This is a genomic window from Flavobacterium marginilacus, assembly GCF_026870155.1.
Lineage (GTDB): Bacteria > Bacteroidota > Bacteroidia > Flavobacteriales > Flavobacteriaceae > Flavobacterium > Flavobacterium marginilacus.
Genome location: NZ_CP113975.1, coordinates 1,787,821 through 1,814,717, shown reverse-complemented (window position 1 = coordinate 1,814,717; position 26,897 = coordinate 1,787,821). Strand labels below are relative to the sequence as shown.

Genomic DNA, 26,897 nt, shown 5'->3' with positions numbered 1-26,897 from the left:
ATGGCAGCGAACCTGCTTCATGCCATATGCTTTCCTTATTTTTTTAAACACAAAAACAAAACAATGAATAAAAAAACTACTTTTTCAAAAAAAAAACTTTGGATTTCATTTGCCATGATTCCGCTTGCAGCTATAGCAACAGGATTGGTATATGAAAAATCAATATCGCCATATAGTTCTATTCCTCCTGATTATATATATTCTGATACTGATTCTAATGCTAATACCTGCAGCTGCTATGCAGCTGATTCAACAAGTTTTAAGCTTCCGATAACTTTCAATAATGAAGTGCCGGGCGATCTGCAGCTGTTTAATCAGACATTAGCTGACTGTTTTGCATGGCAGGAATTTATTGCTTTAAATTGGCCTACAAACCCGTCTTCTTCTTTTGGTACGCCAAATGATTATTCCTTTGTCCAATGGGAAACCTATATGCCAAGAGAAGTACTGTTTCCTGATGACGGTTCAAAACCGCCTGTTTGGGGAACTTTAGTTTCTGACGAATACAGCAGCCTGTTTAAATCACAAAAACTGCTGATGAAAAAAACACAAACCAAACTATTGACGTTTGTCAGCAAAATTGAAAAAAACGGTTCAGAAGTAAGTTTCAGTCCCAATCAGGCTGCGCCATTTAATAAACCAAGCTGGCTTGGTGCACAAAACAATACCAATGTATGGTATGAAATTATGCTGAATAAAGACTACTATGATTTTATTGTAAAAAAAGGATTCTATAATGCTCAGGTGCAGCATGACACAGTACAATTGAACCAGCCCATTAATTTCCCGCAAGGGGAATATAAAGGAATTGTTGGTGCAATTGAATTAAAAGCGACGTGGCTCGAAGTCCCTGATCCGCAGTCACCAAAATGGACAAGATATAAACTTTCTAAAGCAACGGTATTAGACCCAATCACAAAAAAACTAAGAAATACTGTTGTAGCACTTGTAGGACTGCACATACTGCATAAAACACAAAACCAGCCTACATGGGTATGGGCAACATTTGAACAGATAGACAATACACCTGATCAAAGTGATCTTAACGCTCCTGCACCTTCTCAATATGGCTATAATTTTTACAATGCAAAATGTACCAACAGGCAGGTAACTGTTAAAACCTCTCATGGAGATTCTACAGCAGTTGTTAAATGTGTTCCTAATACTCCGCCTCCGTATTATTTAAATCAAGCAGGTCCTGTAGCCACACAAAGTACTAGGATAAACAGTATTGACCAAAAGTATGCTGCTCCAATTAATAAACTGATGCAGCAAAAAATTCAAAAATTCTATCCTAATTCAGTCTGGCAGTATTATGAATTAGTAGATGTTATATGGTCTATAACGGTACAGCCTGATCCAACAGTGCCTATTCAATCACCAAGGAATATAAATACTTCGTCAATGCTTAGCGGTGTATCTATTGTTGCCAATTCAACAATGGAAACCTATGTACAGTCAACCAACACCTGTTTTAACTGTCATATATACAGCACAATAGCACCTTACCCAAAGGATTCTGTAAATAATTCTAAGTTTGGTGATTTTAGCTTTGCTATATCTTTCGCTAAATATCCTGTTTCCTATCAAAAGAATAAAGGAATTAAAAAATAACTGAACAAAACAGCATTACGGCTAAAAGGCAGTCTCAAAATTAGGCCTGCCTTTTTTTATGCTCTCCCTTAAAATTTTCAATTGCAAATTATTTTTTTATAACTATCCTTAACTAATACCAAACAGATAGAATTAGTCACAGGTTAAAAAGATTTACGCAGATTTTAAAAAAAAAATAGTAATGAAATCTGTGAGAATCTGTATAATCAGCGGCGAAAAAAACACATGGTATTATTTGTGAACAGTTCTATTTTTTTTAAACAATTTAGATAAATTGTTACACGCTGTCACATCTGGCAAATAAATCACTAAATTTAAACTGTAATTATTTAAGCAGTATGCTTTCTAAAAAACACATTATACAAAACTCATAATCAGATAATTACAACACACTTAATACAACTGCCAACTTCAATTCGTTTTATGAATTATACCGAATTTACAAAAAGCCCGTTTAAAACACTGATTTCATTTCATAAACTGATAGAAAATTTAGAAGAAATTGCTGTATCAAATATAGATTACCGCTCTAATTATGCCAAAGCCTTACTAAAAGAAACAGCTCCTTATCCAGAATTCAGAGAAGGAATTACTGATTTAAACTTTATAAAAAAACACGAAGAATTAATCCATAATTTACTTGCCGATCTCTTCCCTACTGCGTTAACAAATAATGAAATTAAAGCTGTTTCTATTCCATTTCAAAATGTAACTTTTAATTATACCAAAAGGTTCAAAAAAATCCTCCAAGATGCAGGAATGACATTTGACATGGAAATTCGAGATTTTGAAGAGGATCAATTTTATATTCTTAACTGCATTCTGATTTTAAATGCATTTTACGGTCAGAATTTTGATTTCAACAAACCTTTGTTTTATGATATTCCAAATGCAAATGGTGTCATATACCATTACCGCATTTTATACAATGCCGATTTTCTTGAAATTATTCCAACACAAAATGCACCAAAAATCAGTCCGGAAGATATCAATCTGCTGATGAATAATTATGATAAGATTGAGCTTTGGAAAGAAAAATTTCCACGCGAAAGCTGGATTTTAAAGGGTTTTGGGATAGTAAGCCTTTTTGACGTAACCCGCGAAAGTGCCGTGTCAAATTTAAAAAGCAATCTTTTAAGAACTAAAGCAGCGCAAACGGCTTCAGACATTAGTTTTGAATCTATATTCAAATCCATTTTTAAAATTCCTGATTTAAGAATTGGATTTATCCTATATGATGAGGAAGAAGAAAGATTTACAATTCCTCCGTATAATGATAAAATGATCAAAAGCTATATCTTGAATGATATAGAAGAAATGGATTGTAGAAATGGTATTTATGGTCATTGTTTTAAAACTATTCTGGAAGACAAAAAAAATATTATAATCTCTGATGTCGAACAATTTTCAAAAATTGCAGGAAATGAAAAACTAGGACAGCATTTGCTGCAGCAGGGCATACAAAGCTGCATTTTTGCATTAGTCATAAAAGACGATAGTATTCTTGGCATTATAGAATTAGTTTCTTCAAAACCGAGTGCTTTAAACAGCATCAATGCAATAAATTTAGATTTATTTCTGCCTTATCTCGTTGATAATCTAGAGAGTTATAAAATCGATAAGGAAAACCAGATTGAAGCTATTATTCAAAGAGAATATACAGCCATTCACTCCAGTGTTTACTGGAAATTTAAGCGGGAAGCCCTGAAATATTTTCAGTCCAGCTCCCCTGCCAAAGATTATATTTTTAAAGAAATCATTTTCAAGGAAGTCTATCCTCTGTATGGTCAAATTGATATAAAAGGTTCCTCGGAACACCGCAATAAAACGGTCAAAGAGGATTTAAAAAATCAGTTAAGCACACTTATAAATCTTTTTGAAAGCCAAAAATCAAATGATAGTTTTGTTCTGCTGGAACAGCGGATATTTGAATTAAAATCATTTAATTCTGAACTCGATTCATCTCTAAAAGCAGATACCGAACAGCAAATTCAGAATTATATCGAAGCCGAAATTCATCCTATCCTGAAAAACACAACAATGGATCTAGAGCATGAAACCATAAAACAAAACTATTTTGAAAGTCTGGACGAAAAAACAGGAATGTTCTATCAGGCTAGAAAAAAGTTTGATAATACCATGTCTGTTATCAATAAAAAACTAGCCGTTATTTTGGACCAAAAACAAACGGAAGCGCAACTGATTTATCCGCATTATTATGAGCGTTTTAAAACCGATGGTGTAGAGCACAACCTCTACATTGGTGCTTCTATTGCACCCTCAAAACCATTTGATAATCTGTATTTAAATAATTTGAGATTATGGCAGCTGCAGACATTGTGCGAAATGGAATTGGAACATCATCAGCTCAAAGCTACTCTGCCTTATGAACTGGATGTGACTTCACTGATTTTAGCATTCAGCTCCCCTATTTCTATTCGTTTCAGAATGGATGAAAAACGTTTTGATGTCGATGGCACATACAATGCACGATACGAAGTAGTCAAAAAACGCATTGATAAAGCAACCATAAAAGGCAGCAAAGAAAGAATTACGCAAAAGGAAAAAATCACTATCGTATATTCTCATAATTCCGAACAAAACGAATATTTAAAATACATCAAATACCTGCAGTTCAAAAAAATACTGGAACCCGCAATTGAACAATTTGAAGTCGAAGAACTTCAGGGTGTGTCAGGGCTGAGAGCTATCCGCGTAAAAGTCATCAATACTAATTTTACAAATTACGCAAAAGACAATACCTAACAAGATTTAGTAAACTGACAGAATTAAAAAATTTAAAATACAAAGATTTAAAAAGTAACATTCTATAAAAAAGATTAGCATTTTGTAATCCTCTAAAAGAAAAAAACATCAGCCTCCAATTGTTTTGAAAGCAATAACAAAAGCAATTACTGACAGTACTAATCCAATCATAAAAATATTGTAGGCAATCCGCAGTAAACGGTATTTTTTTTCCAATACGATTCCCAAAAAATACAAATCCTTAATCAATGAATTATAGAGATATTCCCGGTCTTTCATCATTTCATTCATAGCCCATTGATAATCTTTTAAAGGCATTTTATAAAAATTTCCAAAAAACAGAAGATTTGTATTTCTGTCCTCAATGTCTTTTTGGGTAAAAACTCCTTTGGTAACTTTTGGCCTTGTAGAAAGTATCGCAAAAATAATAGTAATTACACTTGATAGCAGCATAATAAAAGTAGGAACTACTAAGTGCGCATTTTTCGGACTATCCAGTTTTGGAATCAATGTAGAAAGTGCAATCGAAATAATAATTGCATTTACCGAAAGTAAAATATTGGCTTTGCTGTCTGCAATACCGCTCAAACGGGTATGATTCCCTAAAGTAACTCTAAATAAAGTATCGATACCGCGATCTGGTTTATCTGGTTTGTCTATTTTGTCTTCTTTACCTTTTTTTTTATTCTCTTTTTTAAATTCTGCATCCATTTTTTTTATTTTTTTCTGAAGCCGTTTTATGTTTTTTTCTTTCAAAGGCTGCCAATGTTCGACAGCATACGGAGTATAAAATTTATGCATCGCTGTCAGAAAAAATTCATTTCCCTTAGCCCATTCTATATCCGTCATTGATTTTCCGTCAATGTTTTGCCACTCTTTCCTTAGACATTCACAATTAACAACATAACTGTCATTTAAAATATGGTGATAATCGGCGTCTTTAATGATTTTTTCTAAATTCGACTGTGGAATATAGTCTTTGACAGTAGCTCTAATTAACCTGTTAACAGCCGTAATATATGCTTCAGATTTTCCTTTTTCACTCAAAAACTGAGCTGCTATTTTTGTGCTGAACTCTTCGTGATCATTAAAACTGTCAACATATCCCGTATCATGAAACCAGGCGGCTATCAGTAGAATTTTCTTATCTGATGGATTTACTTTTTCTTCATCACATAAAATTTCAACAGCCCGAACTACCTCAAGCGTATGATCCATATTGTGATAGCTGTATAAATCAGAGAGTTTTTCTTTGATTAAATTGGAAACAAAATCCTGAACTTCATTTACAAGAGTCATACTTTGATTTTTATCTTAAGGCAAACATTAGGAACTGTTTTCTAAACAATTCGTCTGCCATGATTTTAAACGTCTAAATTATGAAATTGTTTTCTGATAATCATTTTTAACCAAAGAATAAAAACCGTGCTATACATTTTTAGCCATTTGATTATCAATTCACTCATTTAAAGTCTATAAAACCGGTCCTTTTTACCAGCCGGATTATAAAACTTTTCTAAAATGTTTGAAAAGTTCTATTTTCGAAACATTTTATGGAAGGTTAAAACTATTAATTAATCAAGGCATTCGCTTTTAAAAGTTTCTGACACGAATTACACTAATCTGCACGAATTAAGATTGCTGTTTAATTACACAAAATATTCGAAAATGTAAAAAGTTGTAAAATTTGATTTCAATTTTGATAAGAATTAGTGTTAATTGGTGAAATTCGTGTTTATCTTTTTTTTAATGTGAATGCCGTGTTAATCAATTTCCTTTAAGTACTTTTACTCTGTATCACAGAAAAGTTATTATAAAACCATAAAATCATGGGATTGTTTTTTAAAAATTCATTCATTAAAAGAATGACAGCGCTTTTTGGACTTCTTATTTTATTACTGATATTCCAATCTTGTGCGACACATCATCCTCAATATGGCAAAGATATCGACACAGCTGTCTCACAAGAGGAAACCGATTCCTCAAAAACTGCCCACACTTTTTATCTGATTGGAGATGCAGGAAATGCTGATGAAGATAAAGCACAAAAAACACTTGCACTGCTTCAGAACAGACTAGAACAATCTGATAAAAAAAGTACACTGCTGTTTCTTGGTGATAATATTTATCCAAAAGGTTTTCCAAATTCCGGTACTTCAGCAGAACAGGATTTAGCCAAAACTAAACTTATAAATCAATTGAAGCTGGCTAAAAACTTTAAAGGGAAAACTATTTTTATCCCCGGAAATCACGACTGGTACAGCGGTATAAAAGGTTTAGAACGGCAGGCAAAATTTGTAACCAATTATCTGAATGATAAAAAGTCGTTTATGCCTCAGCAAAATTGCGGTCTGGACGAACTAAAAATCACTTCAGATATTACGCTGATAACTATCGACAGCCAATGGTTTTTGGAAGATTGGGATTCATACCCTGCAATGAATGACAACTGCACGATTAAAACCCGCGAAGCTTTTTTTGAAGAACTGGCAAGTCTATTAAATAAAAATCAAGACAAAACGGTAATCCTTGCGATGCATCATCCATTAATGACCAGCGGTTCCCACGGCGGACAGTATTCGATAGAAAAAGAACTTTTCCCTTTGGAACAAAAAATTCCGCTGCCAGTTATTGGCTCAATAATAAATTTAATTCGGAAAACATCGGGAATCAGCCCGCAGGATATTCAAAATAAAGTATATCTCAATTTTACAAAACGGATAAAAACACTTCTGCAGAATCAGAGAAATGTCATTGTGGTTTCGGGTCATGATCATAATTTACAATACCTGGCCAAAAACGACATTAAGCAGATTATAAGCGGTGCGGGTTCAAAATCGGAATCGGCTAAGGCTGTAAATCCAAATGATTTTTCATACGGCGGAAATGGATATGCCACATTGACCATATATAAAAACGGACAAACAAAAGCTGCCTTTTATGGTAATGAAAACCAAAAGGAAAAACTGCTTTTTGAACAGACTATTATAAAATCAAAAGATACAATTACGCCAAAAAATCTGCCGAATCATTTTGCCCAAACAACCCAAACCTCCATTTATTCTAAAGAAATGACCCAAAAAAGTATTTTTCATAAATTCCTTTTTGGCCAGCATTACCGCAGCTATTACAGTATGCCCATTATAGCAAAAACAGCAGTATTGGACACACTTTTTGGAGGAGTAAAACCTATCAGAGAAGGCGGCGGACACCAGTCAAAATCATTACGCCTAGCTGATGCCAGCGGGAAAGAGTACGTAATGCGTGCCTTAAAGAAAAGTACTTCCCGTTTTCTGCAGTCTGTGGTGTTCAAAGACCAGTTTATTTTAAACCAATTTGATGACACCTATGCCGAAGATTTTTTATTTGATTTTTACACCACTTCGCACCCCTACACACCCCTTGCAGTAGGAAATATGGCCGACAAAATTGGTGTCGCGCACACCAATCCTCATTTGTATTATATTCCAAAAGAAACAGCGCTAAAAAGCTTTAATTATAATTTCGGAAATGAATTATACTTGGTTGAAGAGCAGTTATCCGGCAGTCAAAAGGAGGCAAAAAGTTTAAAAAATCCATTAGATATCATCAGTACTGATGATGTTATGAAAAACATGCACAAGGATGAAAAATATACGATTGACGAACCCGAATATATCAAAGCAAGATTATTCGATATGCTCATTGGAGACTGGGACAGACACAGCGATCAATGGCGATGGGGAGAATACAAAGAGAACGGAAAAATCATTTATAAACCTATTCCAAGAGACCGGGATCAAGCCTTTACAAAATATGACGGAACACTGCTTTCATTACTGATGAATATGCCGGCACTCCGCCATCAGCAAAGCTTTAAGGAAGATATTAAAAATGTAAAATGGCTCAATCGTGAACCCTATCCGCAGGATATTGCTTTACTAAAAACTGCCGATGAAAAGGAATGGATTACGCAGGCCAAATACATTCAGGAACACCTCACGGATGAGGATATAAATAACGCTTTTACCGCTTTGCCAAAAGAAGTTCAAGACGAAACGATTGAAGATATTAAACGCAAATTAAGAATAAGAAAAACGAAACTGCAGGATTATGCAAAAGAGTATTACAGAGTACTGCAGAAAACGGTATTGATTGTCGGTACAGATAAAAAAGATAAATTTATAATTACCCACACTTCAAAAAACAACACTGAAATTGCAGTTTACAGAGTAAAAAACCAAAATGATGAACTGCAGTATGAAAAAAGTTTCAATGCCGCGAAAACCAAAAATATCTGGATTTACGGCTTAGACGATGATGATTTATTTGAAGTAAAAGGCCCTTCAAAATCTGATATCAAAATCCGGTTAATCGGCGGACAAAACCACGATTCGTACAACGCAGAAAATGGCAAAAAACTCAAAATATATGATTTTAAATCCAAAGACAATACCTATGTATTAGATTCTAAAGCCAAAACTATTTTGACCGATGATTATGATCTTAACCTTTATAATTATGAAAAAATTAAATACAATGCCTTCTCTGGATTTCCATTTGGAGGCTACAATCCCGATGATGGCGTAAAACTTGGGATTATTGCCAACTATACCGTCAACAAATTCAATCAAAATCCGTACACGCAAAAACATACCCTGAGAGCTAATTATTTATTTGCCAGCAGCGGGTATGAACTTGCTTATAACGGCATTTTTCCTCAAAGTTTTGGAAAATGGAATCTCGAAATAGAATCAAAATTTACGAGTCCTAACTTTAGCGTGAACTATTTTGGATACGGAAATGAAACGGTAAACAGTGATCATATATACGGCATGGACTATAACAGAGTCCGCCTTCGAACAATAAAAGTGTCTCCTTCAATAAAAAAAACAGGACGTTATGGAAGCGAATTCAATTTCATTACGCTTTTTGAAAAAATAAAAGCCGAAGACACTAACGGCAGGTATATTAATATCCCAGGCACTGTAAATCCAAACGTTTTTGACAATCAGCAGTATGCGGGAGTTGGCGCTAAATATAGTTTTGAGAATTATGATGTACCTTCACTTCCTACTATGGGATTTGGTTTTTCACTAGCTGGAAGCTGGAAAATGAATTTGAATGAAACAAAAACAAATTTTCCTGCACTAGAAACCAAACTTAATTTCAATCATAAAATTGATCCCAAAGGAGAATTTGTTCTGGCAACAATATTGAAATCAAAAATACTGTTTAATAATAATTTCGAATTTTATCAGGGAGCTGCTTTAGGCGGTGATTATGATTTAAGAGGTTTTAGAAACGAACGCTTTTTGGGTAACGCCTCTTTCTACCAAAGCACTGATCTGCGCTGGAATATTGGTAAAATTAAAAAAAGTATCGTACCAATGTCATACGGAATTCTGGGAGGATATGATTACGGAAGAGTCTGGCTTGAAGGCGAAGAATCCCATAAATGGCATCAGTCCGTTGGCGGAGGAATATGGATAAACGGTCTCAATGTAATTACCGGACGGATTACCTATTTCAAAGGAACTGATGACCGAGCAAGAGTTGCTTTTGGTTTAGGGTATGGATTTTAGTTTTTCAAGAGACACTTCATAGACATTTCCGCCTAATTTATTTGTCTTTTCATCAGCAATAATCAAGGTTTTATTATCCTTGAAACAAACCGCCTCTTTTTGAGAAAAATGATTTAATTTGAATGATTTCTGAGTTCCTTTTAGAAAATTATCGCCCTTAAAATTCTCAAACAAAAAAACTTTGTCATGAGTCAAAAGTACAATTTTGGAAGCATCCGGGCTGATTGCAACACTGGTAACAGCACAGTGATTATAATTGCCGCAGGTTTTAAATTCTCCCATCAAAAGAGCTTTATGGTTCCCTGCTCTGTTTGGAAATCTGTATACTAAAACTGTACCGTCAAATCCTCTGCTTCTGTTTTTTGTAAAAAGATAAAAATTCCCATTGTATTCAAAAAAACCTTCAGCATCAAAAAACAGTTTTGTCTTTTTGGGCGGAAACTCTTTCTGTTCCGGATATGAAAACGAAACTTTATAGGCCGGAACAGCAGTTTCTTTCTGCAGCGAAGTCTTGTCTATTTTATAAATACATAAATCTTTTCGAGTATTGTCATTGTTCCCAAAGTCGCCTATATATAAATTTCCTTTCTTATCTTTTGTGATGTCTTCCCAATCAATATTTGGAGCGTCCGCTATGGTAATTCTTTTCTGAATAATACCGTCTTGGGCACTCAAACCATATATTTTATTGGCATTACCGCTGTCTTCCAAAGTCCAGAACATCTTATCCTTTTCAGAATAAAGAATACCTGAAACTTCTTTTAGCTTTTTAGGTAAACTATATAATTTTGTCAGCGTTTCAGAACCATTCTGACATGCCAATAAAATAAAAGCAGCTGTAATCGAAATATAATTTTTCATAGATTTCCTGAATAGACACAAAAATAACTCATATTTTTTTACCTTTTATAATTAGTTTACGAACTATTATAAATAGTTATAGACTTATCCGTGACTAATACCAAATCGATAAAATTGGCCACAGATTATAAAGATTAACACCGATTTCTAAAAAATGCATGTAAAATCTGTGCAATAAGTGGCAAAAAAAACATTTAGTGTGCTTTGCGAATAGTCATGATTATTTATATAAACATTAGACCTCACTGAGGTCAAAAAAACTCTTAACTTTAATTTGCTCTCGCAGAGACGCGAAGGCGCAAAGTCAAAATCTGCTTTCTTTGCGTCTTTGCGTCTCTGCGAGATTATATTTAAAAAAATATGACTATCCGTGACTAATACCAAATCGATAAAATTAGCTACAGATTATAAAGATTAACACAGATTTCTAAAAAATACATATAAAATCTGTGAGAATCTGTGTAATCTGTGGCAAAAAAAACATTTAGTATGCTTTGCAGATAGTCATGATTATTTATATAAACATTAGACCTCACTCAGGTCAAAAAAACTCTTAACTTTAATTTGCTCTCGCAGAGACGCGAAGGCGCAAAGTCAAAATCTGCTTTCTTTGCGTCTTTGCGTCTCTGCGAGATTATATTTAAAAAAATATGACTATCCGTGACTAATACCAAATCGATAAAATTGGCCACCAATTATAAAGATTAACACCGATTTCTAAAAAATACATGTAAAATCTGTGAGAATCTGTATAATCTGTGGCAAAAAAAACATTTAGTGTGCTTTGCAGATAGTCATAAATAGTTAAATCTAAGAACAAAGCCCAAACCGAAATTCGGCTTGGGCTTCCTGCTTACATTTTAGTCTTATAGCTTGATTGTTTTTGTAGCAGCCTGAGTTCAATTATTATATAAATGATTAATGTATTGGTTATCATTATTTATGATAAAATCAATTGCGTCTGGTTTTAGCCTGATGTTAAAATTTACAAAATGAATATGCCGTAACCACAGCACCAGTGTCAGCACCTATGCCCTAATGCGTTTTGTTCTCACAATACATACTGGCTCTTTATATCCAAAAGGGGCATTTTTTTTGCACCAAACACCTGCAGCAACCTGCTCCATAATAGTCGTAATTTACAAAAAACAGGTGTTAAACCATAATAGTAGAGGTGTTAAACCATAACAGTACAGGTGTTAAACACCTCTATTATTGGTGTTAAGCACCAATAAAATAGGTGTTAAAAGCCAATAGAGCAGGTGTTTTTCACCAATAGTATTGGTTATTAAAACCAATAGAATAGGTGATTTACACTAATAGTATTGGTGTTTAACCCTAATAGTAAAGGTATTTATAACCAATAGTATTAGTGATTAACACCTGTTTTAGCACCATTAAAAGAAATTCAATAACGATAAAGACAGAAAAAATGACAACCAATAACCGCAAATACAAGAAAGATCTCGGGAAAACCTATCCCTCAATTGGTAATTTTATTCATTACCACATTCTCCAGAATAAAATCAAGAAAGCCGATGTAGCTCGTGCGCTAGAGATACTAACAACCGGATTGAACGATTATTACAAAAGAGACTCCCTGCAGTTTGCCATTATATGGAAACTGAGCATAATCATGAAACACAATTTTATTGCCCAATTGGGTGAATACCTGCCCTATCGTTTTGAAACCAAACTTGAGAAAAGCCTTAAAGAGGAACTGGCTCAGAAAGACGCTCTGATCCAGAAGATGGAAATTCAGCTCGAAACCTTTAGGGAAATGAATCCTAAATAAGTAAATACTGTAAGAAAAAAAACAGCTAACAACAAAATTTTAATATATTTGGAAAGAGCTAAGAAAAGCCAAACATTCGCCAATCTACCCAAAAAGGGGTGTATATACGAAGGTTTGTTTCGCTTATATAGTAGTTGGGAGTAATTGGCAGTAGACTACGGAGTTTCTTGCACAATAAATTTTCGGGATATTTTTTTGGGATATTTAAAGGATAAAGCATTTAGGCTTCAAGTCTTTCGATTGGGAATCGTAGAAAGTTCACTTTCAATACGTTTGACAACGTAAAAGACTTGGCCTTTACTTTGTAAAAGCATAAATTTTGTAAATTTCTCAAAGGAAAGCAGAAGTGAACTACGCGCTTGGCCAGACTCATGATCCATACCTCGCATTAGTCTTCTGCTCCTCCTTGAGTTTTGTTGAATGGCTTCAAATAGAATGATAGACGACGGGTCTAATAAAGGCTTTAAAGCAAATTCAACTTTTTATTTCACTTAAAATCAAATGTATGAAAAACTATTTATTTTTTGTAGGGATTGATGTTTCTAAGTTAAAATTAGATGTTACTTTTCTTGAAAAACCATTAGGAAAGAAAACATTTCACTTTTTAGTAAGCAATGACGTCAAAGGGATTAAAGAGATTGTAAAGCAATTAAACAGCCGGAAAATTGCTTTGGAAAACGTATTGGTTAGTTTTGAAGACACTGGTGTTTATTCACTTCCTTTGGGATGTTATTTGACTCAGTACAAGATCGATTATTGGATGATTCCAGCCATTGAAATCAAACGCAGTAAAGGAATCTCCAGAGGGAAAACTGATAAAAATGACTCTAAGGATATTGCGTTTTATGCCTTAACACATTTGCACAAGCTACGATTAACACAGCTTCCAGAGTTATCATTAATGGAACTTAAATTACTTTTTACAGAGCGTGAAAAACTACTTAAAACCCTGCGTATCATAGGAAGTACCAGTGAAGGAATCGGCTACATCCCCAAAGAAGCTATGGATGATGTTTTAAAAATTAACAAAGTAGTTGTTAAACAGCTTCAAAAAGCAATCGAAAAAGTTGAACAGAAAATGAAAGAAATCATTCAATCCAATGAGCAGCTCAAATTGCAGAATGAACTCATCCAAAGTATCCCAGGAGTTGGACCACAAACTGCCTTGTATATTATCTTAGTTACCAAATCGTTTCAGTCCTTCGAAAACTGGCGACAAGTGGCTTGTTATGCAGGAGTGGCTCCATTTGAATACAGTTCGGGCAGTTCTATTAAAGGAAGGACAAAGGTCAATCATCTGGCAGATAAAAAACTAAAATCGTTACTGAATATGTGCGCTTTAAACAGCAAAAAACACGACACAGAACTTAAACAATATTACGAACGAAAAGTAGCCGAAGGAAAATCAAAAATGTTGGTTTTAAATAATATAAGATGCAAACTATTAGGACGAATTTTTGCAACCATTAACCGCGGAACACCTTATGTCAACATTAAAAAATTTGCAGCGTAATTTAGCATTTTTTACTTGGATTTTGCCATAGAATGCGAAGTTATCGAAAATAAATGACAAAGTCAAGAATTTACTTTCGAAAACTTAAACATCCCAAAAAAACAGCGCCCAAAAACCCCTATTATTGACTTCGCCTAGCAGGCTTGCTAAGCGCAATAAATAATTGGTTTCATTGATTTGGATTGTGTAGAAAGAAAAAGACAGGAGTAGTCTATCCAACTCCGTTACTGATTAAAATATGGATTGTGTATAAGTCAGTAACTACTCCCAACAGCGGCTATGAGAAATGCCTTCCGCTTTTTTTGGATAAAATAGTACAAATTGAAAAATTTGGCTATTTTAGCTATTATTAGTGAAGCGGCAAAGAGAAGGCACTTCGCATAGCCGCGAAACGTTAGCTGTAATCCCTCATAGTCCGCCTGCCTTACCTCCCGAAGCTAACGGCCATTGCATAAAAAATCAAAAAAACATAAATTAGCTACGCTCATTGCAAGGCCGATTTGTAAACTGTTGCGTAATAGCACGAGTGTAATCCTGGTTGGGAAGTGTGTGATACCTCCAGTGGTGGTACATTTTTTTTGTAACCCCGATTAGAATATTTTATTTATCCGAAAGAACTTCCTCTTTGAGTATTTTTTTAATTTAAATGTTCAGAATCAGAATGAAAGAACAAAATCAAATTTTGATGGAGATTGTCAATCCTCAAGCAGCAGGAATAGACATCGGAAGCAGGAGTCATTTTGTAGCTATTGGTCAAAAAGAAGAACACGTAAGAGAGTTTGGTGTTTATAATGAAGACCTCAAAGCAATATCAGATTGGCTCAAAGGAAATGGCATCCAAACTGTAGCAATGGAAAGTACAGGCACTTATTGGCAAGCATTATATGCTGTTTTGATAAACGATGGTTTTCAAGTGATATTGTGCAATGGAAAATTTACCAAAAACATCAAAGGAAAGAAAACCGATGTACAAGACTGCCAATGGATACAAAAATTACATTCCATAGGCCTATTATCTGGAAGTTTTTTGCCAGATTTACAAACTGAACAACTCCGAACTTATTGCCGACACAGAGCCGGTTTAATTGATGTTGCTGCTGACACAAGCAAGAAAATGCAAAAATACCTTCGTTTACTCAACCTTCGTCTGGATATAATTGTTAAAGATATTTGTGGTTTGACAGGACTTAAGATGATAGAAGCCATTTGTAATGGCGAAACTGATTCTCAGAAATTAGCCTCCCTGAGAAACGGAAACTGTAAAAAAAGTGAAGCAGAAATGCAAAAAGCACTCCAAAGCAACGGCCGTAAAGATTATCTATTTGCCCTAAAGCAGGAATACCAGATGTATCAAAATCTGCAAAATCAGATCAAAGACTGCGATATAGAAATAAAAAAATTACTTCAAGACCAGATTGACAGCAGCAACAATAAAAAGCAACATTACACGGATCCGAAAGTTCATAAAAGAGTTAATAAAAATACACCTAAAAATATTGATTTAAACCTCATTGGCTATCAATACTTCGAAGGAGTAGATTTATTAAAGATAGAAGGATTCAGCCATCAAACCTTACTTACATTAATGAGCGAAGTGGGGTTAGAAGGGATTAAAAAATTCGGTACAGCCAAACAATTTGCAAGCTGGCTCAGACTTACTCCGAACAATAAAATAAGTGGCGGAAAAGTACTCAGTTCTCGCGTGCCAAAAGGGAGTAACCGCTTGAAAATAGCCCTGAGGAATGCTGCCAATGCCATCGGAAATTTAAAAGAATCAACACCTCTGAGAGACTTTTTTCATCGAATTAATTTTCGAAAAGGAAGAGTATCTGCCATAAGCGCAACAGCAAGAAAATTAGGTATAATCATTTGGAATATGATTGTAAAAAACACCTCCTACTATAATCCGGAAAATTACTTATATTTAGACGAAAAAAGAAAACTAGCGGTACAAAGAAGAATACAAAAACAAATGGAAAAACATCAATTCAAAGTCGATGATTTTAACTTTGTAACAATTTAGTTTTTAGATATTTACAAAAACGTTAGTTAGAAGAAAAAGACAGGAGTAGTCTATCCAACTCCGTTACTGATTAAAATATGGATTGTGTATAAGTCAGTAACTACTCCCAACAGCGGCTATGAGAAATGCCTTCCGCTTTTTTTGGATAAAATAGTACAAATTGAAAAATTTGGCTATTTTAGCTATTATTAGTGAAGCGGCAAAGAGAAGGCACTTCGCATAGCCGCGAAACGTTAGCTGTAATCCCTCATAGTCCGCCTGCCTTACCTCCCGAAGCTAACGGCCATTGCATAAAAAATCAAAAAAACATAAATTAGCTACGCTCATTGCAAGGCCGATTTGTAAACTGTTGCGTAATAGCACGAGTGTAATCCTGGTTGGGAAGTGTGTGATACCTCCAGTGGTGGTACATTTTTTTTGTAACCCCGATTAGAATATTTTATTTATCCGAAAGAACTTCCTCTTTGAGTATTTTTTTAATTTAAATGTTCAGAATCAGAATGAAAGAACAAAATCAAATTTTGATGGAGATTGTCAATCCTCAAGCAGCAGGAATAGACATCGGAAGCAGGAGTCATTTTGTAGCTATTGGTCAAAAAGAAGAACACGTAAGAGAGTTTGGTGTTTATAATGAAGACCTCAAAGCAATATCAGATTGGCTCAAAGGAAATGGCATCCAAACTGTAGCAATGGAAAGTACAGGCACTTATTGGCAAGCATTATATGCTGTTTTGATAAACGATGGTTTTCAAGTGATATTGTGCAATGGAAAATTTACCAAAAACATCAAAGGAAAGAAAACCGATGTACAAGACTGCCAATGGATACAAAAATTACATTCCATAGGCCTATTATCTGGAAGTTTTTTGCCAGATTTACAAACTGAACAACTCCGAACTTATTGCCGACACAGAGCCGGTTTAATTGATGTTGCTGCTGACACAAGCAAGAAAATGCAAAAATACCTTCGTTTACTCAACCTTCGTCTGGATATAATTGTTAAAGATATTTGTGGTTTGACAGGACTTAAGATGATAGAAGCCATTTGTAATGGCGAAACTGATTCTCAGAAATTAGCCTCCCTGAGAAACGGAAACTGTAAAAAAAGTGAAGCAGAAATGCAAAAAGCACTCCAAAGCAACGGCCGTAAAGATTATCTATTTGCCCTAAAGCAGGAATACCAGATGTATCAAAATCTGCAAAATCAGATCAAAGACTGCGATATAGAAATAAAAAAATTACTTCAAGACCAGATTGACAGCAGCAACAATAAAAAGCAACATTACACGGATCCGAAAGTTCATAAAAGAGTTAATAAAAATACACCTAAAAATATTGATTTAAACCTCATTGGCTATCAATACTTCGAAGGAGTAGATTTATTAAAGATAGAAGGATTCAGCCATCAAACCTTACTTACATTAATGAGCGAAGTGGGGTTAGAAGGGATTAAAAAATTCGGTACAGCCAAACAATTTGCAAGCTGGCTCAGACTTACTCCGAACAATAAAATAAGTGGCGGAAAAGTACTCAGTTCTCGCGTGCCAAAAGGGAGTAACCGCTTGAAAATAGCCCTGAGGAATGCTGCCAATGCCATCGGAAATTTAAAAGAATCAACACCTCTGAGAGACTTTTTTCATCGAATTAATTTTCGAAAAGGAAGAGTATCTGCCATAAGCGCAACAGCAAGAAAATTAGGTATAATCATTTGGAATATGATTGTAAAAAACACCTCCTACTATAATCCGGAAAATTACTTATATTTAGACGAAAAAAGAAAACTAGCGGTACAAAGAAGAATACAAAAACAAATGGAAAAACATCAATTCAAAGTCGATGATTTTAACTTTGTAACAATTTAGTTTTTAGATATTTACAAAAACGTTAGTTAGAATAGTCCCAAAAATGAGGAGAATTCAATAACCTATGAAAAAAATAGTCTTTAAATTAAAAATTATCGCGAGTTGCTTATTACTAACTTCTTGCAATTTTAATAAATCAGAAAACAAAGTTGAATCGACAAAAACTACTAATTGGAAAGTTTTTATTCCTCAGAATATGGAAGTAACAGATAGTATTTCTTGCGATTTTAATAAAGATAAGATTGATGATATTGCATTTGTATTGAAATCAAAAAAAGCAGTCATTTTAAAAAACGACACTATTTGTTTTGGAGATTCAATTTACTTTCCCAAAAAACTTATTGTTTTACTAAATAAACAATCTAAAGGATATGAGAAAATAATTGAAACATCTACTATTTTTGGAACTTGTAATTGGGGAATACAAGGGACAGATGCTTACTCGAATTTGACAAAACGAAAAAACACATTAGGAATTATTTTCTCTTCAGGAGGCACATTAAGAACACAATATTCTTATTATTTTGGTCTTAAAAAAAATGATTTTGAATTAATTGGAGCTACAAGCAACGAATATCAAGTTCCTAATCCTGAACAATATATTACAGATATTAATTTATTGACAGGAATAAAAGAAACCTATGAAGGAAGTGGGCGTAAAAATTACACAAAGGAAAATATTGGTAAAAAACAACCTATAAAACTTTTGACTTTTGAACCATTAACAAATATAGACCCTTTACGAGAAGACAGATAAAACTACTACTGCTAACAGCCGTTACAAGAGATTTGGGCATCGGGCTGAATTTAAAAATGGTTTTGTACTTAGGAAATTTGTGCATAATGGAAAAAACTCGCATCTTTAATCCCAAACCTCTTGTAGCGCCAAGACGTTAGCAGTCATACCAGACCAATATAATTTATAAAAACCAAATAAATATGAAATCTTTTAAAATCCTTTTTATTTTTCTGATGCTTACTTTTCAAGCAGTATCTGCACAACAAGAACAAAATATAACAGATGTGAAGTTTGATAAACTTAGATTCAAGTAATAAATGCAACGTGAAAAAAAACTCTAGTGTTATTCTTTTGACCTAGGTCAAAAGAATAACACTAGAGTTGGCGAAAAAATCATCATATCTTTGGGTTGCAACACTCAAAATAGATGGCACATTTAACGTTAGAACAAAGATACAAAATAGAAGTATATAGAAATGCCGGTATCAGTATTTCCGAAATTGCTGAATTGGTAGATAAAAACAAATCAGTTATTTCTCGAGAAATAAAACGTAATTCTGATCAAAGAAGTGGTGTTTATAAAGCTGTTTTGGCGGATAAAAAAGCTTTAAACAGGCATAAGGTTAAGATCAAAAAATGCACTTTAACCTCAGAAGTTGAAGCAAATATTTTGTTTTATTTAAAGCAAGATTACAGTCCTGAACAAATTGTTGGCAGAGCAAAAATTGACAAAAGAGCAATGGTTTCTAAAGAAAGAATCTATCAATATATTTGGGAAAATAAACGCAAAGGAGGACTCTTATATAAACATCTTAGGACCAAGGGTAAAAAGTATAAAAAAAGAGGACATTTAAAGGATAAAAGAGGACTTATTATTGGTAGGGTCGATATTAGCGAGCGTCCAAAGATTGTAGAAAAGAAAAGTAGATTGGGCGATTTAGAGATTGATTTGGTCATTGGTAAGAATCACAAAGGAGCGTTACTAACTATCAATGACAGAGCCTCTGGAATACTTTTTATGGGAAAAGTAGAAAGCAAAGAAGCTAGTGCAATACAGCAGAAAACAATTGAATTATTGAAAGATTGGAAACCAATAATCAAGACCATTACTTCGGATAATGGAAAGGAATTTGCCAATCATCGGGCCATTGCAGAAGATTTAGATATCGATTATTATTTTGCCAAACCCTACCATAGCTGGGAACGAGGAGCCAATGAAAATTTAAACGGATTAATAAGACAATATTTTCCTAAAAAATCTAACTTTGAAAACATCGAAGAACAACAAATAAAAACAGTAGTTAATACATTAAACAACAGACCCAGAAAAAGATTTGGCTATAAAACACCTAATGAAATTTTCGCCGAAAAAATCAATAAATTGAATACTGTTGCATTTATATGTTGAATCCACCAAAGAAAATATTATACTGAATAATCAAAATGCATTTAATTATAAAAAAGAAGGAAATCATTTCTCAATTTCTACGTTAAAAAATGTGGAAATTATATCAGGAGATATTTCTTCACTTGGAGATGGAAAATTTTCAAACATCATTACATTCATTCCTCAGAATAAGACTTTCTCAAACGGAAAAATAATCGGTAGAAATCAATTGATTTTTGCATTAGCAGAAAATAACGTTATCAATAAAGACTTTACAATTGACGAAACTAAACTAAATGATTTTTTGAAAAAATACAACGAAATAAAATAAGGTACGACTGCTAACACTTGCTACAAGAGATTTGGGCAATTGGCTTAATTTAAAAAATGGTCTTGTATTTTAAAGTTTAGGCAAATCTGAAAATAAGACTTAATTTAACCCCAAACCCGCTGTAGTAGCAACACGTTAGCGGTCATTGTAAAAAACCACACCTATGAAAAAATCATATCTAATATTATCTGTTTTATTGTTGTTTTTTGGATGCAAAGATGAAGTAAAAAAGGTCGTGCCGAAAAGCGAACCAGTAACAATTTTTCCTACAGTAACAAATCCAAGAAATATTAAGTATGGGTCACTTTTTGATGAAGAAAATCCAACTTGGATTTCTACAGCAAACTACAATTTTAACTATATAGGAAAATTGAAAGATTCTATATCATTAGGGATAGAAGCTTTTTCAATTGCTGAATTTCCCCAGAATAGAAAGAAAGGTACAAAAATTGAAAAGCGACAACGTCCAAACGCAGAATATTATATTGAATGGGACAAAAAAAATCGTTATTCATTTATGAAAGAGCAAAAAGTTGAAATTCAAATAAGCTCTAAAAAAATTAATAATTTTTATACTGCTCTATTAAGAAACAGAACTAAAGATACAATTGCAATTGGTTTTGGAGATAGAATTCCTTTGATTTTGGAAGCGAAAAATAAATTGGGTAAATGGAAACCTATACAAGAAAGATTTGTCTATATGTGTGGAAATGGAGTTGGGACTATCATTTTGCCCCCAAAAGAAATAGCCATAACATTAGTGCCCATTTTTAAAGGGAATTATAAAACCCAATTACGGCTTTCTATGGGAAACAATAAATCAAATGCCTTTTTGGGAAATATAAGTTACAGACAATTCGAAAGCAAGTTTGATGAAAATGGAAATTATAGAGAAGAATATAAAAATGAAATGAAAATGCGCGGAAACAACGACCTCTAATCGAGTAGACGGCTCCGCCTCTAAAGGGACGGAGTGCGCCTCTCACACCACCGAGCTTACTCGGCGGTTCGCAAATCATCATCCAAAAGCTCTTTACACCTTTTGGGCTATCCATAATTTACTTTAAGATTAGGCTAAAGTAAACTTTCCTAATCCAATTTCTTGGAGGTATCTGGGAAATTTTAGGTAAATCCGAAAATAAGGCTTAATTTAACCCCAAACCTCTTGTAGCCCCAGGAGGTAGGCAGTAATTTTATGAGACAGCACAAAAAATATATTACACAATTCTTAGTGTTATTTGTTTCCATGATTTCTAAAGGACAAACAAATGACAATTCGATACAACAAACAGTTCTTAGAAGTAATCTTCCCAATAAGACTTATACCTTTGGTAAATGGTCAAAAAAAGGAGGAACCGAAACTCACTTAACATATTTAGGAAAAGTAAAAACAAAAAATGGAAAAACATTCAAAGTGATGAACTCCATTTGGTTCTGGGGTTTATCACATAGAGCAACAACTAGAATACTGATTTTCAATCAAAATAACACGTATTATGGAAATTATGGATTAAGTATGAGTTATGAAATTCCAGACAAATTAGAAAATGGGAAACTATATTTTGCATACAATAAAAAAGATAATTGCGATTGCAACGCAGTAACAGTCGTAAATTTAAAAAATGGCTTGCCAAACGAAATATTTATAAAATGCAAAGATTTCGGAGAGTTTTATAGTTTAGATATCGAAAAATAAAAACTACTGCCAACTGCTAGAGTTTCGTTGCGTGCGCAGCACAAACAATAAAACTCGTGTTGAACGGAATCACTCCGCATCCATCCACCCTTACAGATATGGAATCTGAATCGCCGCAAAGAGGATTTATGTCTTGCCGTCTGGACACATCTAAAAAAAATAGGACACAGATGATACCTTGGTAAAAGTATTGGCTTTAATGCGAAAATCCCAGTGTAATACTTCCTATAATTATGGCAATTACGATTAGTGTTATAACAACGTACAAATAATCCTTCTCCAATAAAAATGAAAAAAGTGAAAGTATTACACGAAATACGGGGGTAAGAAACAGCAATACGATGCCGAAAAATATAATAGATTCGCCCTCGCCTTGAACAACTCCTTTAAATACATTGGCAATTAATTTGAATATATTAGTGTCATTTTCATGAAAAACAGAATAATTTTCAATTGTATTCCCATGATTTATTAAGTAAATAATTCCACCAATAAAGGCAACTGACAATGAGATCCAAACCCCATAACGCAGTAAATTTCCAACAATCGTCTGAAACTCCTTCTCTCCAAATTTTTCGTTTTTCATGGTTCTAGATTTTTCCATTAAGTCCGTTATAAATCATATTTACTGCCAATACAAAAATTAAACAGGCAAAAAATATTCTAAGTTTTTTAGGGTTAGTTTTTACTAATATTTTTGCTCCGGCCATAGCGCCAAACAATACTCCAATAACAACGGGCATACAAACTCCCGGTTCTATATACCCTTTTTGAATATAAATTACTGAACTTGCCATTGCGGTAACCCCCATCATAAAATTACTGGTTGTAGTAGAAACTTTAAAAGGAATCTGCATAATATTATCCATTGCAATTACCTTAAAAGCACCTGAACCAATTCCTAATAATCCAGACATCATTCCGGCAAGCCCCATCATACTGAAACCGCCAATTACATTTTTGGTTCCATACGAAACAACTTCACCGTCATGCGTAGGATAAGTACCATTTAGCCGAAGCTTACCTGCCAGCTGACTAGATTCCAAAACGATATGCTCTTCTTTTTTTCGTAAAGAGTTTATCGCAGAGAAAATTAATGTTAATCCGAATAAAACGGCAATGAATGAGGTTGGTGCAACAGCAGAAAGCAATGCACCGCCTATAGCACCAAGTGTAGTGGCAATTTCGAGGAAAATGCCAAGGCGCATGTTGGTAATTCCTTCCTTTACATAAGCAGCTGCAGATCCGGAAGAAGTGGCAATTACAGAAACTAAAGCGGCACCGATTGCATAATGAATGTCAACGCCAAGTACTATTGTTAATAATGGTATAATGATAATTCCTCCGCCAAGCCCGGATAATGAACCTATAAAACCAGCTAGAAAAGCACCAAAAAGCATTATTAACGTAAAAGTAAGTACCGTCATAAAATTCCATTTAATTTGTCGCAAATTTACGACTTGAAATCCTTTTATATGAAGCTTTATAGTTTTTATAACATTACAATTTGTCCCGAAATTGATAAAGTAAATATTAAAAATCATAGTGACAGTATAATATTTTCAATATCTTTGAATTTATCGTCGCTGGCGCTCATTTGATCACCTATTGAAGTGCCTGCCTTGCGGCGATTGCCTACTAAAATTAAAAGATGAATCGCAGTATTTACAGAGCAGATTAAATGAAACTGAAACCCGCTTTGGCAGCCAATTAATAGGAACCGCACTTTAAAAACCGCTTATTTTTTTTTCAAATGCAAGTAAATACTTGTTGCAAACGAAAGCTCCAGAACAGCTATAAACATATCACATAGATAAAACTGATTAAAATTTCTTTTTTAAACTAACGCAACCAATTATTAAAAAGAACATCTATTTACAAAACAGCCAGCTATGAAAAATATAAAATTCTTATTTATTGCAGTTAGTATCTTCTTTTTCAACTGCGATAATGATAACTCTTCGACACAAGAATCAGACCAGGAAAACCTATCCAAAGCGTACAGCGAAATTATTACCGCTTCGATGGCCAATACTACTCCATGCACTAATCCTGCAGAATGGACTTTTACAGCGATTGGATCAAAAGCATGCGGCGGTTCTGTTGGTTTTATTCCATATTCCTTGAAAATTGATGTTCCCGCATTCCTTAAAAAAGTAGAAAGTTACACCAAAGCACAAGCAGCGTACAATAAAAAATGGGGGATTTTCTCAACTTGTGATGTTGCTATTCAGCCTTCCAAAGTGGACTGCGTAAATGGAAAACCAGCATTAATTTACAACATCGATAATGAAACTGCTGGAAGCTCAATCAATCCAATAACCATTCGGAAATACATACTGTATGGTAATGGAGATGAAAAAATACATCAACAAAATTTAATAATAAATTCAAATTCAGATTGGACACAGCTCATGCAGCAAATGAATACAAGAAATAATGTTACAAACAGCTTTAGTGAGACAAATATTGATTTTAGTAAATACACTGTAATAGCCATTTTTGATAAAATCTATGGAAATGGAGGTCACAGTATTGATATTACAAATATTGCTGAACATCAAAACAATATAATTGTAACTGTTGCCAATTTATTGACTGGTGATGCTGCCACTGTAATGACGCAGCCTTTTCATATTGTAAAAATACCAAAAACTACAAACCCAATAATCTTCCAATAATATCAAGTACAATATACTTAGCAAAATAGGCCTTTTGAAAAAAATTCTAAAAAAATATCCATTCTGGAACGCTTGTTTCAAAAATAGTTTTACATTTGCAGAGTGAAATTAAAATGCTATGGCACGCTGTGTAGAATTTAACGAGGTCGAAAAAATTGAAAAAGCAATGAATGTCTTTTGGGAAAAAGGATATAATGCTACTTCTATGCAGGACTTAGTGGATGCTATGCAGATCAACCGAAGCAGTTTATACAACACTATTGGCGACAAGCATCAGTTATTTATGAAATGCATTGGCAATTATTTTGATAATGCCATGTGTGAATTAAAACAAAAAGTCGCCAAGGAAACCTCGGCCAAATCAGCGCTGATAAAGGTCATTTCTGATAAAGCAGATTGGATTATATCTTGTGATAAAGGATGTCTGGGTATGAAAACGACATTCGAAATAGCTCCAGATGATAACGCAGTCCGAAATCAAATGAGTAAACAAAATGATATTTTCATTGAATTTATGGCTACAATAGTTCAAAAAGCTATGGATGATGGTGAAATGGACAATTCAGAAGATGCATCATTAATGGCTGAGTATATTGCAACCTCCTTTACAGGCTGGAAGCAATCATACATCGTCAATCAAAATCCAATCAAAATCAAAAAAATGTCAGAATTCCTGATTAAAAATATATTTAAATAGCTCCTTTTTTTTGCCTACATTCTGAAACGTTTATTTCAGAAAATAATATACAATACGCATACCATTTTTTAGACAACAGCACTGATTCTGAAACGATTATTCCAGAATTATTGCTATACAAAAACTATAACCTTTAAATAAAAAACGCCATGAATTCTGAAACGATTATTCCAAAAAGCATACTATCCAACACTAATTTTAAACCAATAACAACCATGAAAAAAATCTCTTTTTTAAGCTTAATGGCTGTATTTATAATCAGCTGTGCCGATAAATCGCAGGCACCTGCTGCTGCACCCGCTCCCCTTCTGCCTGTTATGGCAGTAACTACTGAGAACACCACTACCGATGCTGAATATCCTGCAGCGATACAAGGAACTGTAGATGTAGAAATCCGTCCGCAGGTAAGCGGGAACTTAGACCGTGTTTTGGTAGATGAAGGCGCTTATGTTACCAAAGGACAATCTTTATTCAAAATAAACGAACGTCCTTTCCGTGAGCAGTTAAATACTGCTCTAGCCAGTCTTCATGCTGCCGAAGCGGCTTATATCAACGCTCAGCTTGAAGTGGATAAACTGACTCCGCTAGTTCAAAACAAAGTAGTCTCAGATTATCAATTGAAAACCGCCAAAGCTTCTCAGAAAATTGCAGCCGCCAATATTGAACAGGCCAAAGCAATAGCCGCATCGGCAAAAATCAATTTAGGGTACACCAATATTACAGCTCCAGTAAACGGTTACATCGGAAGACTGCCTAAAAAACAGGGAAGTTTAGTTTCTGCCAATGATATTGAAGCCTTAACAACACTTTCAGATGTTAACGAAGTGTATGCTTATTTCTCTTTGGGTGAAACGGATTTCATCAAATTCAAATCACAATATGCAGGAAACAGCATTGGTGACAAAATCAAAAACCTGCCTCCGGTTACATTACTATTAGCCGATAACAGCGCTTATCCGCAAACGGGAAAAATCGATATGGTCGACGGGCAGTTTGATAAAACTACTGGAGCTATTACGGTTAGAGCCAAATTCTCCAATCCGCACAAAACGTTACGTTCCGGGAATACAGGAAAAATCCGTTTAGGAATAGAACACGACGATGCAATTTTGATTCCGCAGTCGGCTACTATCGAAATGCAGGATAAAACATTTGTTTTTGCGGTAAGCAAAGAAAATAAAGTTACCAAAATGCCTATCAATGTTATCGGAAAAAGCGGCACCAATTATCTTATCAAAGACGGTATAAAAGCGGGCGACCAGATTGTATTAAGCGGTATCGACAAACTTCAGGAAGGACAATTAATCCAGCCAGAAAAAAAAGATACTAAAGTTGCTCAAATCATTAACAAAAAATAATTTCTACAAA

19 protein-coding genes are annotated in these 26,897 nt (G+C 34.1%); 15 read left to right on the top strand and 4 right to left on the bottom strand.

The window, feature by feature from the left end; all coding sequences use genetic code 11:
* Positions 1 to 63: 63 nt before the first annotated feature.
* Both OZP07_RS07855 and OZP07_RS07850 read left to right on the top strand, forming a co-directional pair.
* Positions 64 to 1,614 (top strand): hypothetical protein, encoded by a 1,551-nt coding sequence (locus OZP07_RS07855; RefSeq protein ID WP_281637884.1) that lies wholly within the window; start codon positions 64 to 66, stop codon positions 1,612 to 1,614.
* Positions 1,615 to 2,037: 423 nt separating this feature from the next.
* Positions 2,038 to 4,380 (top strand): GAF domain-containing protein, encoded by a 2,343-nt coding sequence (locus OZP07_RS07850; RefSeq protein WP_281637883.1) that lies wholly within the window; start codon positions 2,038 to 2,040, stop codon positions 4,378 to 4,380.
* A 108-nt stretch (positions 4,381 to 4,488) separates the two neighbouring features.
* Here OZP07_RS07850 and OZP07_RS07845 read toward each other — a convergent pair whose 3' ends face one another.
* Positions 4,489 to 5,679, bottom strand: coding sequence for a Pycsar system effector family protein (locus OZP07_RS07845; protein WP_281637882.1), 1,191 nt, complete (start codon positions 5,677 to 5,679; stop codon positions 4,489 to 4,491).
* A 530-nt stretch (positions 5,680 to 6,209) separates the two neighbouring features.
* On the opposite strand from OZP07_RS07845, the gene OZP07_RS07840 reads away from it, so the two are divergent.
* Positions 6,210 to 9,944: a metallophosphoesterase gene (locus OZP07_RS07840; protein ID WP_281637881.1), complete on the top strand. Its 3,735-nt coding sequence runs from the start codon at positions 6,210 to 6,212 to the stop codon at positions 9,942 to 9,944.
* On the opposite strand, the gene OZP07_RS07835 is transcribed toward OZP07_RS07840, so the two are convergent.
* Positions 9,927 to 10,805: an esterase-like activity of phytase family protein gene (locus OZP07_RS07835; protein ID WP_281637880.1), complete on the bottom strand. Its 879-nt coding sequence runs from the start codon at positions 10,803 to 10,805 to the stop codon at positions 9,927 to 9,929. The two genes, OZP07_RS07840 and OZP07_RS07835, sit on opposite strands and share 18 nt — an antisense overlap.
* A 1,432-nt stretch (positions 10,806 to 12,237) precedes the next feature.
* Here OZP07_RS07835 and OZP07_RS07830 point away from each other — a divergent pair.
* The 9 genes from OZP07_RS07830 to OZP07_RS07790 all read left to right on the top strand — a co-directional run bounded on the left by OZP07_RS07830 (position 12,238) and on the right by OZP07_RS07790 (position 22,151).
* Positions 12,238 to 12,600: a hypothetical protein gene (locus OZP07_RS07830; protein ID WP_281637879.1), complete on the top strand. Its 363-nt coding sequence runs from the start codon at positions 12,238 to 12,240 to the stop codon at positions 12,598 to 12,600.
* 505 nt (positions 12,601 to 13,105) lie between these two features.
* On the top strand, positions 13,106 to 14,113 hold the full coding sequence (locus OZP07_RS07825; protein WP_281635805.1) for an IS110 family RNA-guided transposase: 1,008 nt from the start codon (positions 13,106 to 13,108) through the stop codon (positions 14,111 to 14,113).
* A gap of 661 nt (positions 14,114 to 14,774) precedes the next feature.
* A complete protein-coding gene (locus tag OZP07_RS07820) occupies positions 14,775 to 16,136 on the top strand; it encodes an IS110 family RNA-guided transposase (RefSeq protein WP_281635814.1) in 1,362 nt (453 codons plus the stop codon).
* Positions 16,137 to 16,636: 500 nt separating this feature from the next.
* Complete coding sequence (locus tag OZP07_RS07815) at positions 16,637 to 17,998, top strand: IS110 family RNA-guided transposase (protein ID WP_281635814.1); 1,362 nt, start codon at positions 16,637 to 16,639, stop codon at positions 17,996 to 17,998.
* A 64-nt stretch (positions 17,999 to 18,062) separates the two neighbouring features.
* A complete protein-coding gene (locus tag OZP07_RS07810) occupies positions 18,063 to 18,755 on the top strand; it encodes a hypothetical protein (protein ID WP_281637878.1) in 693 nt (230 codons plus the stop codon).
* 409 nt (positions 18,756 to 19,164) lie between these two features.
* Positions 19,165 to 20,145: an IS30 family transposase gene (locus tag OZP07_RS07805; RefSeq protein ID WP_281635297.1), complete on the top strand. Its 981-nt coding sequence runs from the start codon at positions 19,165 to 19,167 to the stop codon at positions 20,143 to 20,145.
* On the top strand, positions 20,129 to 20,455 hold the full coding sequence (locus OZP07_RS07800; RefSeq protein ID WP_281637877.1) for a hypothetical protein: 327 nt from the start codon (positions 20,129 to 20,131) through the stop codon (positions 20,453 to 20,455). The genes OZP07_RS07805 and OZP07_RS07800 overlap by 17 nt, the downstream gene beginning before the upstream one ends.
* A gap of 163 nt (positions 20,456 to 20,618) precedes the next feature.
* Entirely contained in the window at positions 20,619 to 21,395 is a 777-nt protein-coding gene (locus OZP07_RS07795) for a hypothetical protein (RefSeq protein WP_281637876.1), read from the top strand.
* A gap of 255 nt (positions 21,396 to 21,650) precedes the next feature.
* Positions 21,651 to 22,151, top strand: coding sequence for a hypothetical protein (locus OZP07_RS07790; protein WP_194640908.1), 501 nt, complete (start codon positions 21,651 to 21,653; stop codon positions 22,149 to 22,151).
* Positions 22,152 to 22,347: 196 nt separating this feature from the next.
* Here the strand turns inward: OZP07_RS07790 and OZP07_RS07785 are convergent, their stop codons facing one another.
* The gene (locus OZP07_RS07785; protein WP_228520833.1) at positions 22,348 to 22,737 is read right to left on the bottom strand and encodes a DUF1634 domain-containing protein; all 390 of its coding nucleotides are present in this window, start codon (positions 22,735 to 22,737) and stop codon (positions 22,348 to 22,350) included.
* A gap of 4 nt (positions 22,738 to 22,741) precedes the next feature.
* Entirely contained in the window at positions 22,742 to 23,578 is an 837-nt protein-coding gene (locus tag OZP07_RS07780; protein WP_194640910.1) for a sulfite exporter TauE/SafE family protein, read from the bottom strand.
* A gap of 465 nt (positions 23,579 to 24,043) precedes the next feature.
* Here OZP07_RS07780 and OZP07_RS07775 point away from each other — a divergent pair, with 465 nt between their 5' ends.
* The 3 genes from OZP07_RS07775 to OZP07_RS07765 all read left to right on the top strand — a co-directional run bounded on the left by OZP07_RS07775 (position 24,044) and on the right by OZP07_RS07765 (position 26,887).
* Positions 24,044 to 24,832 (top strand): protease complex subunit PrcB family protein, encoded by a 789-nt coding sequence (locus OZP07_RS07775; RefSeq protein ID WP_281637875.1) that lies wholly within the window; start codon positions 24,044 to 24,046, stop codon positions 24,830 to 24,832.
* Between the two features lie 118 nt (positions 24,833 to 24,950).
* The gene (locus tag OZP07_RS07770) at positions 24,951 to 25,529 is read left to right on the top strand and encodes a TetR/AcrR family transcriptional regulator (protein WP_281637874.1); all 579 of its coding nucleotides are present in this window, start codon (positions 24,951 to 24,953) and stop codon (positions 25,527 to 25,529) included.
* Between the two features lie 149 nt (positions 25,530 to 25,678).
* On the top strand, positions 25,679 to 26,887 hold the full coding sequence (locus OZP07_RS07765) for an efflux RND transporter periplasmic adaptor subunit (RefSeq protein WP_432419548.1): 1,209 nt from the start codon (positions 25,679 to 25,681) through the stop codon (positions 26,885 to 26,887).
* Positions 26,888 to 26,897: the final 10 nt, after the last annotated feature.